General features: G+C 73.4%; 7 protein-coding genes. 4 read left to right on the forward strand and 3 right to left on the reverse strand.

Going from position 1 to position 9746, the window contains the following annotated elements; translation table 11 throughout:
* Nucleotides 1-775: ATP-binding protein (locus tag K4G64_RS36185; RefSeq protein WP_221760125.1), on the reverse strand; the 775-nt coding region annotated here is incomplete at its 3' end.
* A 528-nt stretch (nucleotides 776-1303) separates the two neighbouring features.
* Between K4G64_RS36185 and K4G64_RS36190 the strand changes: the two genes are divergently transcribed.
* The 3 genes from K4G64_RS36190 to K4G64_RS36200 all read left to right on the forward strand — a co-directional run bounded on the left by K4G64_RS36190 (nucleotide 1304) and on the right by K4G64_RS36200 (nucleotide 4822).
* Nucleotides 1304-1972, forward strand: coding sequence for a response regulator transcription factor (locus K4G64_RS36190; RefSeq protein WP_221760126.1), 669 nt, complete (start codon nucleotides 1304-1306; stop codon nucleotides 1970-1972).
* Between the two features lie 181 nt (nucleotides 1973-2153).
* Nucleotides 2154-2840, forward strand: coding sequence for a DUF4255 domain-containing protein (locus K4G64_RS36195; protein ID WP_221760127.1), 687 nt, complete (start codon nucleotides 2154-2156; stop codon nucleotides 2838-2840).
* The gene (locus tag K4G64_RS36200; RefSeq protein WP_221760128.1) at nucleotides 2837-4822 is read left to right on the forward strand and encodes an ATP-binding protein; all 1986 of its coding nucleotides are present in this window, start codon (nucleotides 2837-2839) and stop codon (nucleotides 4820-4822) included. The genes K4G64_RS36195 and K4G64_RS36200 overlap by 4 nt, the downstream gene beginning before the upstream one ends.
* Before the next feature lie 13 nt (nucleotides 4823-4835).
* On the opposite strand, the gene K4G64_RS36205 is transcribed toward K4G64_RS36200, so the two are convergent.
* Entirely contained in the window at nucleotides 4836-6206 is a 1371-nt protein-coding gene (locus K4G64_RS36205; RefSeq protein ID WP_221760129.1) for an RICIN domain-containing protein, read from the reverse strand.
* A gap of 86 nt (nucleotides 6207-6292) precedes the next feature.
* A complete protein-coding gene (locus K4G64_RS36210; RefSeq protein WP_308122583.1) occupies nucleotides 6293-7888 on the reverse strand; it encodes a DUF4157 domain-containing protein in 1596 nt (531 codons plus the stop codon).
* Between the two features lie 243 nt (nucleotides 7889-8131).
* Here K4G64_RS36210 and K4G64_RS36215 point away from each other — a divergent pair, with 243 nt between their 5' ends.
* A complete protein-coding gene (locus K4G64_RS36215; protein ID WP_221760130.1) occupies nucleotides 8132-9721 on the forward strand; it encodes a phage tail sheath subtilisin-like domain-containing protein in 1590 nt (529 codons plus the stop codon).
* Nucleotides 9722-9746 lie beyond the last annotated feature (25 nt).

Genomic DNA, 9746 nt, shown 5'->3' on the forward strand with positions numbered 1-9746 from the left:
GGGTGAGGGTGCTCGCCTCGCCGGAAGGGCGGTGCGGGTCGGCGGCGGGAAGTACGGCCCCGAGGTCGTCCAGGAGCGCCCTCAGCAACAGGGGGCTGCCGGCGCCGGCCCGGGCGCAGGCGGCGATCCAGTCGGCGGGGGCGTCCGGGTGCTCCGAGCGCACCAGCCGCGTCGCCGAGTCCGCGGTCAGCGGGGCCAGCGTGTGGGTGTCGACGAGAGCGGGCGAGAGGGTGTGGGTGAAGCCGGGGGCGGGCGGTTCGATGTCGTACTGGCTGCGTTCGGTGACGGCCAGCAGGACCGGCGGGGGTAATCGGCCCACGTGCCGGGCCGTCTCGACGAGCCAGCGGTAGGAGGGTCCGTCGGCCAGGTGGACGTCGTCCACGGCGAGCATCATGGGGGTCTCGTCGGCGTGTGCGTAGAGGATCCGCCGGAGCAGGGCGGCCTGCTCGCGTTCGTCGGCGTCCGGGTCGGGCTTCTCGAACTCGACCAGGCAGTGCAGGAGTTGGTGGACTGCGGCGAAGGGTCCGGCCGCGGAGCCCGGTGCGCAGCGTGCGCGCAGTACCCGCATGCCCTGCGCGGCGGCGTCCTCGGCGGCGGCTTCCAGGACGCTGGTCCGTCCGGTGCCGGTCGCGCCGCGCAGCAGGACGAGGCCGCCCGTTCCCGACTGTGCGCGGGCGATGCCGGCGGCCAGCAGTGCGGCGGCCTCCCGGTGTTCGCCGGGCCGGTCGGGCCGTGACCGCACGGGCCGGGGTCGCTCGCGCTGCGGATCGGGCATTCCTGCCTCCTTGGTCGGACGTGGCGTCTTCCCCCGTCGAGGACGGCGTGGGTGCGGGGCCGGTGCCGTGACAAGTGCCACGGGGTCGTGTTCCGGCCCCGGCGCAACCGAACGGGTGGTCAGGTCCGGCTCTCGCGCGACCGGGCGGGAGGTCATGTCCGCGCCTCGCGGAACCGAGCGGGAGGTCATGTCCGACCCCTTGCGCGGTCGTTCTTCATCACGACACGGTGATACGTGGGCACGGCAGTGCGGTTCACGAGCACAGCACGGTGAATCGGGTGCACGGCACGGCGGTTCGCGGGCACAGCACGGTGAATCGGGTGCACGGCACGGCGGTTCGCGGGCACAGCACCCCGGTGAAACGTGCGCACGGCACGGCGTCTCGTGGTCACGCCCGCCTCCCGATCTCGTGGTCCCCCTCGTGGTCCTCCACGATTGCGCCCGGCCCACCCGCCCCAGAAGGCTGGGGAGCGCACATGCGCCACCGGCCCCACGGAGGTGGCGCGCACGCGGACATAGGGGAAACGGTTGCTCAGCTCATCGCGGACCACACGCCCCGGCACGCCCGACCCCGCGGCCCGGATACCCGTGGCGGTGCACGCCGCGGACCCGATCTCACGCGAGGGCGCGGTGAGCCAGCTGCGCCGCTTCCCGGAGATCGACCTGCGGGAGGAGACGGGTTCCGGTCCCGGTACGGTGGCCCTGCTCATCGACGACGTGCTCGACGACGCGGCGCTGACCCGGCTGCGCCGGCTCGTGCGCAGCGAGGGCGCGCGGGCGGTGCTCGTGGTGGGTGCCCTGCGGGAGACAGAACTGCTCGACGTGATCGAGTGCGGGGTCGGTGCCATCGTGTGGCGGCGGGAGGCCACCGCGACCCGGCTGGTGCAGGCCGTGCTCGCGGCCGCCCGCGGCGACGGCGACCTGCCGGCCGACCTGCTCGGCCGGCTCATCAACCAGGTGGGCACCCTGCATCGCGGCGCCGCCGGCCGTACCGGCGCCCCTGTCTCGGGGATGACACCGCGTGAGGTGGACGTGCTGCGCCTGGTCGCCGAGGGGCTCGACACCGGTGAGATCGCCAGCAAGCTGTCCTACTCCGAACGCACCGTCAAGAACGTGATGCATGGGCTGACCACCCGACTGCACCTGCGCAACCGGGCGCACGCCGTGGCGCATGCCCTGCGGGAAGGCTACATCTGACCGAACGGGCATCCGAAGTCGCCCCCGCGGGCAGCGCTTTCTGCCCCACCGCCGTCCCCGGCGTCCCTGCGGGCCCGGGGCCACGGCGGGCAGGATCGCGGAGGGCGGCAGGTGACGGGCGGTACAGGCAGGGCGGAAGCGGGAGCGCAGTGGTGATCGACCAGGGACGAGCGGGCCGACGGTGATCCACGAAGTGGACGAGGTCCTCAAGGGCCTGCTGAGCGGCGGCGCGCTGGCCGGCTCCGGCATCGACATCGCCCTCGACGCCCCGACCCGCGACTGGGCCGCCCGCCGCAACGCGCCCACGGTCAACGCCTACCTCTACGACATCCGTGAGGACGTCAACCGCCGCCAGCGGGGGCAGCTCCCGGTCCGGGACGAGCGGGACGTCATCGTCAAGCGCCGCCAGCCGCCGCGCTGGTTCCGGCTTTCGTACCTGGTGACGGCCTGGACGAAGCAGCCCCAGGACGAGCACCGGCTGCTGTCCGCCGTGCTGGCCACCCTCATCCCGCGCGAGCTGCTGCCGCCCTCCGAACTCCCGGGTTCGCTGGCCGCGTTGGGAATGACGATCCCCGTGTCGGTGGCCGGCATTCAGACCGAGTCGCGCTCCCTCGCGGAGATCTGGTCCGCGCTCGGCGGCGAACTCAAGCCGTCCCTGGACCTGGTGATCACCGCCCCCTTCCCGGCCTACCCCGAGTACGACGCCGGGCCGCCCGTCACCGAGGGCGCGGCGGTGCGGATGAGCGGCCTGGACGGCACACCCGGCACGGAGGAACGCGCGCACAGCCCCCGGCAGGTGGCGGCGGCAGAGGAGGCCCGCCGCAGAGCCCGGCGCATCACGGGACGGGGACGGAGACCGGGGCCGTGACCACCCGGACCGCCGAGACGGCCCCCGCCACCGCCCTCCTCACCCGCCTCGCCGAGCTGCGGCACCGGGCCACCCTGCTGGTCGAGCACCGGTCGGCCGACGACCCCACGGCCGGCGACCCGCTGCGCGGCCTGTACCTGTCGGACGAGGCCGTACGGCATCTGCTGCGCCCGGCCGAGCCGCTGCCGCTCACCTGCCCCGACCCGGACGGCCCGCCCGGCGACCGGCTGGCCGAGCTGTCCGCCCGGCTCGGTCTGACCGAGCTGGACAGCGCGCTGCTCCTGATCGCCCTCGCCCCGGACCTGGACCGCGGTTTCGAGCCGCTGTACGGCTACCTCAACGACGACGTCAGCAGGCGGCGGGCCACCGTGGCCCTCGCCCTCGACCTGTGCGGCGTCCCCGTCCACCTGGCCGAGGCACGGGCCAGGCTGCGTCCGACGGCCCCGCTGACCGCGCTCGGGCTGCTCACCGTGGAGGAGCTCGAACGGCCCTTCCTCAGCCGCTCCTTGCGGGTGCCGGACCGGCTCGTGGCGCATCTCCTCGGCGACGACACCCCTGACGCGGCACTCGCCGGGCACCTCCATCCGCTGCCGCACACCGCCCCCGGCGACGACGAGGAGTTCACCCGCTTCACCGGCCTGCTGGCCGCCCGCCTCACCACCGGGACGCCCCTCACCGCGTACGTCCGCGAGCGCCGCGAGGGCGACGGGCTCCCCGGCGTCACCACCGCCCTGGGCAGGGCCGGCGTCCCGGCCGTGCGGTTCTCGGGCCCCGGGGACCGGGTCCCGGATCTGCTGCGCGAGGCCCGGCTGGGCGGCCTCGCGGTCGTCGTCACCGGGCTGCCGGAACAACCCTGCTCGCTGCTCGGGCAGTTGGCCACGGCGGACGACGTGCCGGTGCTGGTCACCGGGACGCGCCCGTACGACCCCGGGTGGTGCGAGAGGGACCCGCTGGTCCTGGACGCTCCCCCGCAGCGTGCGGGTGCGGTGCAGGCCTGGGCGGCCGCCCTCGGCGGGGAACCGGACTTCGACCTGGCCCAAACCGTCGCCCCGTACCGCCTCGCCGGTGATCACATCACCCGGGCCGCCCGGGCGGCCCGGGACCTCGCGGCGTTCGAGCGCGCCCCGCTCTCCCCCGCCCATCTGCGTCTCGCCGCCCGCCGGCAGTCCGCCTCCGGACTGGAGCAGCACGCCCGCCGGATCCGGCCCGCCGTCGACTGGCGGGACCTCGTCCTGCCCGAAGGGCCCCTGTCCCAGTTGCGGGAGCTCTCGCTGCGCGCCCGCCATCGCGACCGGGTCCTCGGCGACTGGCGGCTCAGCGCGGGCGGCGGCCGGGGCCGGGGGGTCCTCGGCCTGTTCGCGGGCGACTCCGGCACCGGCAAGACGCTCTCGGCGGAGGTGGTGGCGGCCGACCTCGGCCTCGACCTGTACGTCGTCCAGCTGTCGTCCGTGGTGGACAAGTACGTCGGGGAGACCGAGAAGAACCTCGAACGCATCTTCACGGAGGCCGACCGCACCGACGCGGTGCTGCTCTTCGACGAGGCCGACGCCGTCTTCGGCAAGCGGTCCGAGGTGAAGGGCGCGCACGACCGGTACGCGAACCTGGAGAGCTCCTACCTGCTTCAGCGGCTGGAGTCGTTCGACGGCATCGCGCTGCTCACCACCAATTTGCGGGCCAACATCGACGAGGCGTTCACCCGGCGCCTGGACCTGGTGGTCGACTTCCCGTTCCCGGACGCCGGTCAGCGCCTGGCCCTGTGGCGGCACAGCCTGTCGCACGTGCCCGGCGGGGACGCCCTCGAACCGGAGGCGGTGGCAAGGGACTTCGAGCTGGCGGGCGGCTCCATCCGCAGCGCCGTCGTGACCGCCGCGTACCTGGCCGCCGGGCGCGGGGACGAGGTCACGGCGGGCGACCTCCTGGAGGGCGCCCGCCGCGAGTACCGCAAGGCCGGCCGCCTGGTGCCGGGGGAGGGCACCTGGTAGCCGGCCCGCGGCGTCAGCCCTCCGACGGCTTCACGATGTCCCATTCCTGGTCGTCCGTGTTGGAGCAGTCGAAGAGAGTCAGGTTGGCGCCTTCGCCGCCGGTGCTGTAACCGGCCACGTCCAGGCACTTGTTGTTGCCGGCGAAGTTGCGGATCCAGTAGGCGCCGCTCGGCTGCTTGTCGATCCACCACAGCTGGTTGTCGCGGGTCGTGCCGTCACAGGTGTACTTGGTGATCGGGGACCGCACGTCAGCCGCCCCGTAGTTGGGCAGGTCCACGCAGAGCTGCTGCTCCTTGACGTTGCGGATCAGGAAGAGCGCGTGGCCGCCCGGCCCCTTGTCGGGTTCCGTCACCTCGAGGTTCCACCGCTGGGTGCCCTGCGGGGACTCGTCGCACGTGTACTGATGCGGGCGGCCGTCGTCTTTGTCGGTGGCCGGCAGGCCGACGCACTTCTTGGTGGTGGTGTTGCGCAGCAGGATGTTCTCCGCCGGCACCACGGGCTTGGGGGGCTTCTTGGTCGGCTTGGGCTCACCGCCTCCGCCTCCACCGCCGCCCCCGCCGTCGCCGCCCTCCGGCTGCTGCGGGGTCGGTGACGGCGCGAGCGTGTTGCCGGCCTCGACGGCGGCCCCGGGGCCCGCCTTGCTGGCGACCGCGGGCTTGTACGTGATCCACAGCATGAGGAACGTGAACGCGAGGGCGAACAGGATCCCGAAGCAGGTCGCCAGCCAGCGCGGCAGGAAGCCCCGCTGGACGAACGTCCCCTCCACGGGCAGCGGTTCGGCGCCCGAGCGCTGGACCGTGAGGGTGTAGGGACGCTGCTCCTTCGACCCAAACCAGATGATGTTCTTCGGTTTGAGCGTGGCCTTGACGAAGGCGGCCCGGCCCGGCTCGATCTGGACGTTGCCCGGGTGGAGGTCGTACGACAGCTCGTCGCCGTTGTCGCTGCCGCCGAGGGACGCGGTGAGCCTGGTGTTGCCCACGTTGTCGACCGCGAGCCGGGGGCGCCCGCGCAGCCGCCCCTTGACGGTGGGCGGCACCAGCTCGGCCCGCACCTCCGTGAACGGGGTGATGGTCAGGTTCCCCTCGGGGACGGTCGTCGCCTCGGGGTGCTCGGTCGGCGTGATGCGCACCGCGTACGGGTTGGGCCCCGCCGTGGCGTCGGGGGTGCGCGGTGGGGCGAACGTCAGCTCCACCGCGCCGGTCGTGCCGGGGTAGAGGCGCAGGGTCGCCGGTTCGACCGTCGTCCAGGGGGCGACGGGCCCGACCGGTTCGAAGCGGTATTCGTCGACGACGTCGCCGGTGTTGCGCAGGCGCAGCCGGACGCGCGTCGCGCTGCCCGGATCGACGGTCGCGGACGCGGGTTCCAGGGATGTCCACAGGCTCACTGTCGCGACGCTAGCCGGGGGGCGACGGCACGTCAGGAAGCGTCGGGGCACGATGACATGGCCGAACGGGCCATGCCGCGGGGCCGTCAGGTCCGGGGCGTCTGCTCCCCGGTCGCCGTGAGGATGAACTGGGCGTAGGAGTCGGCGTTCATGAGGGCGCGCCGGCCCAGGGCGTACCAGTTGGCCTGCTTGGGCCGGAACGTCTGCTCGTCCTTGCCGGTGAACTCCTTGGGGTCGCGCACCTTGCGCCGGTCCAGCACCGAGGGCTCCATCGCCGCTGTCACCTCCGCGTCGGCCGTGGCCAGGAAGTCGTCCTCCTTCACCTCCTCGAAGTACGGGCTGTACTGGAAGTCGAGGGTGCCGGCGAACCGGTGGGTGGCCTCGTGGACGATGTACCAGGCGTTCTGGCCGCGCTCCAGCAGGTGGATGGGGCCGGAGCGCTCCAGCATGGGCGGGAGTTCCTCGCTGGTCTTGCGGTGCCCGAGGTTGAACAGCCCCGCCAGGTTCTCGGACAGGTTCCCGTCGACCCAGGCGGTGGCGTTGCCCGGGACGCCGGGCACTCCGCTGCCGACCAGGGCGATCTGCGCGCCCTGGGCGTTAAGCCCGGCCTGGATGCGCTGCACGACCTCGATGATGTGCGGCAGGAAGGCCCCGAGCTGCTGGGGCGGCACGCTCCGGAACAGGGGGAAGCCCGACTGCAGAGCGGTCAGCAGCGGACCGCCGGGGATGTCTCCGGCCGACTTCAGCATCTGCAGCGCCGTGGCGATGCGGTGTTTGGCCTCGGCGACCGCGCGGCTGGTTCCCGTTGTGAGGCGGGCGAGGTCCCGCTCCGGGATGCTGCCCTTGGTGGAGAAGGCGACGTTCTCGCTGCTGTGGAGCTGTTCGGTCCCGTCGTCGTAGCGGTCACCGGGGCGGGGTTTGCGTCCGGGGTCCAGGCCCAGGTCGCCGGAGGTCTTGAGGGCGGTGGGGTCGTCACCGCTGCGCCACCGGTAGTGGGGGCGTTCGCGCTCGTCCTGGACGCTGGCGCCCTGGTCGAACGTCCACACCGTGCGCTGCACGGTCGCCGCCCGGGGCACGCCGCCGGCCTGCCCGCCGGTGTCTTCGTCCGGTGTCCGCTGCACGGCCGGGACCGGCCCGTTCATCACCCGCCGGGCGTTGTCCACCGCGTGCCGCTCGCCCGAGTCGTTCCGGTCGGAGACCCGCACTCCGGCGCCGTTGTCCGTGCCGGGGACGGGGCCGGTCATCTGGTCCTGGTAGTGGGTGAGTTCGTGCGCCCAGTCCTCCTTGGTCAGGGGCGCGCCCTCGACGATGTGGGCCCCGGAGGTGTACGCCTTGGCGCCCAGCTCCGCCGCCGACTCCTGGGCGAGGGGCCCCTTGTGCACCCGGACGCCGCTGAAGTCGGCTCCGCCGAACCGGGCTTCCATCTCGGTCCGCAGCCCGGCGTCCAGGTGCTGCCCCGGGCTGTTCAGCACGTCGTGCACCAGGGCGCGGCGCTGCACGGAGGGGGTGTGCCCGCAGTTCCCGTCGTGCTCGTGCCGTTCCTGCTCGACGGCACGGGCCACGGCCGCGTTGCCCGCCATGCGCTGCAGGGCCAGCATCCGGTGGGCCGGCGCGCCGGGGGCGTCCGTGCTGCGGTCGTCCCGGTCGGCGGCCCGCCCGCCCCGTGTTCCGTGTGCGTGCACGGCGTTCCCCTCGATGATCTGCTCCCGACCCGTCAGCTGTACCCGCCCGCGCGACGGCGCGGGAGGGCCGGGAGGGCAGATGCGGGGGCAGAGCCGCCGTGCCGGGGTCCGGGGGCGCCTTCGGTCCTGCCCTCGCGGGCAACGGGATTGCCCCCGCTCCGGCACCGGAGGCCGTTTCGGCGGGGGTCGGGCGCGCGCGAGGGTGAGGGGTGTTCGTGTCTCGTACCCCGAGGAGAGCAGAGCATGCCGTCCTACCTGTCGCCCGGCGTCTACGTCGAGGAGGTGGCCAGCGGCTCGCGCCCGATCGAGGGGGTGGGGACGTCGGTGGCGGCCTTCGTGGGGCTCGCGCCGACCGGTCCCCTGAACGAGCCGACGCTGGTGACCAACTGGACGCAGTACGTGGCGGCCTTCGGTGAGTTCACCGACGGGTACTACCTCGCGCACTCCGTCTACGGCTTCTTCAACAACGGCGGTTCGGCGGCGTACGTCGTCCGCGTGGGCGGCTCCGCCGAGGGTGCTCCCCTCGACGCGGAGCAGGGCCCCGCCGCCGTCACCGGCCGCTCCGCCGCCCCGGCCGCGCTGCCAGCGGGCGAGCCGAAGCAGCTCGGCACGTTCTCCATCACCGCCGTGGCCCAGGGCGACCTGAGCGTCGAGGTCACGGACCCCGAGGGCGAGGGCCCCGCCGAGCGGTTCAGGCTGATCGTCAAGGACGACGGCAAGCCGGTCGAGACGTTCGACGTGACCGCCAAGAAGGGCGGCCGCAACTACGTCGTCACGCAGGTCAAGGAGCGCTCCAAGCTCATCACCGTCGCCGAGGCCGCGCCGGCCGCGCAGCTGGCCCGCCCGGACAACCAGACGGTGGCCCTGGCGGCCCCGGCTCCGGCGCCCGCCGCCGCCCCCGCCGAGCGCGCGGACACCTCGCAGCCGGGCCCGGCCCAGTACCTCGGCGACTCCGCCGACCGCACGGGCTTCGGCGGTCTGGAGGCGGTCGACGAGATCTCCATGGTCGCGGTGCCCGACCTGATGGCCGCCTACCAGCGCGGCTCGATCGACCTGGAGGCCGTCAAGGCGGTCCAGCTCGGGCTGATCGCGCACTGCGAGCTGATGGGCGACCGGGTCGCCGTCATCGACCCGCCGCCGGGCCTGAACGCCCGTCAGATCCGCGTCTGGCGTCAGGAGACCGCCGGGTACGACTCCAAGTACGCGGCCCTGTACTACCCCTGGATCAAGACCTTCGACCCGGCCGGCGGTCAGACCCGGCTGATCCCGCCGAGCGGCCACGTCGCCGGCATCTGGGCGCGCAGCGACGCCGAGCGCGGGGTGCACAAGGCGCCCGCCAACGAGGTCGTCCGCGGTGCGGTGGACCTGGAGACCCAGATCACCCGCGGTGAGCAGGACCTGCTCAACCCCATCGGGGTCAACTGCATCCGCGCCTTCCCGGGCCGCGGTATCCGCGTCTGGGGCGCCCGCACCCTCTCCTCCGACCCGGCCTGGCGCTACCTCAACATCCGCCGGTACTTCAACTACCTGGAGGAGTCGATCCTGATCGGCACCCAGTGGGTGGTGTTCGAGCCGAACGACCACAACCTGTGGGCCCGGATCCGCCGCAACATCTCGGCGTTCCTGGTCAACGAGTGGCGCAGCGGGGCGCTCTTCGGGCAGCGGCCCGAGGAGGCGTACTACGTCAAGTGCGACGAGGAGACCAACCCGCCCGAGTCGGTCGACGTCGGCCGGGTCGTCTGCGAGATCGGCATCGCCCCGGTCAAGCCCGCCGAGTTCGTGATCTTCCGGCTGGCCCAGTTCTCCAGCGGCAACGGGGAGCTGGAGGAGTAACCGCCCCCGGCCCCCACCCCCGTAC

The organism is Streptomyces sp. WAC04114, from assembly GCF_019733245.1.
GTDB lineage: Bacteria > Actinomycetota > Actinomycetes > Streptomycetales > Streptomycetaceae > Streptomyces > Streptomyces massasporeus_A.

Coding starts and splice junctions, on each gene's coding strand:
- K4G64_RS36215 (WP_221760130.1), top strand. CDS start 8,132: ATGCCGTCCTACCTGTCGCCCGGCGTCTACGTCGAGGAGGTGGCCAGC.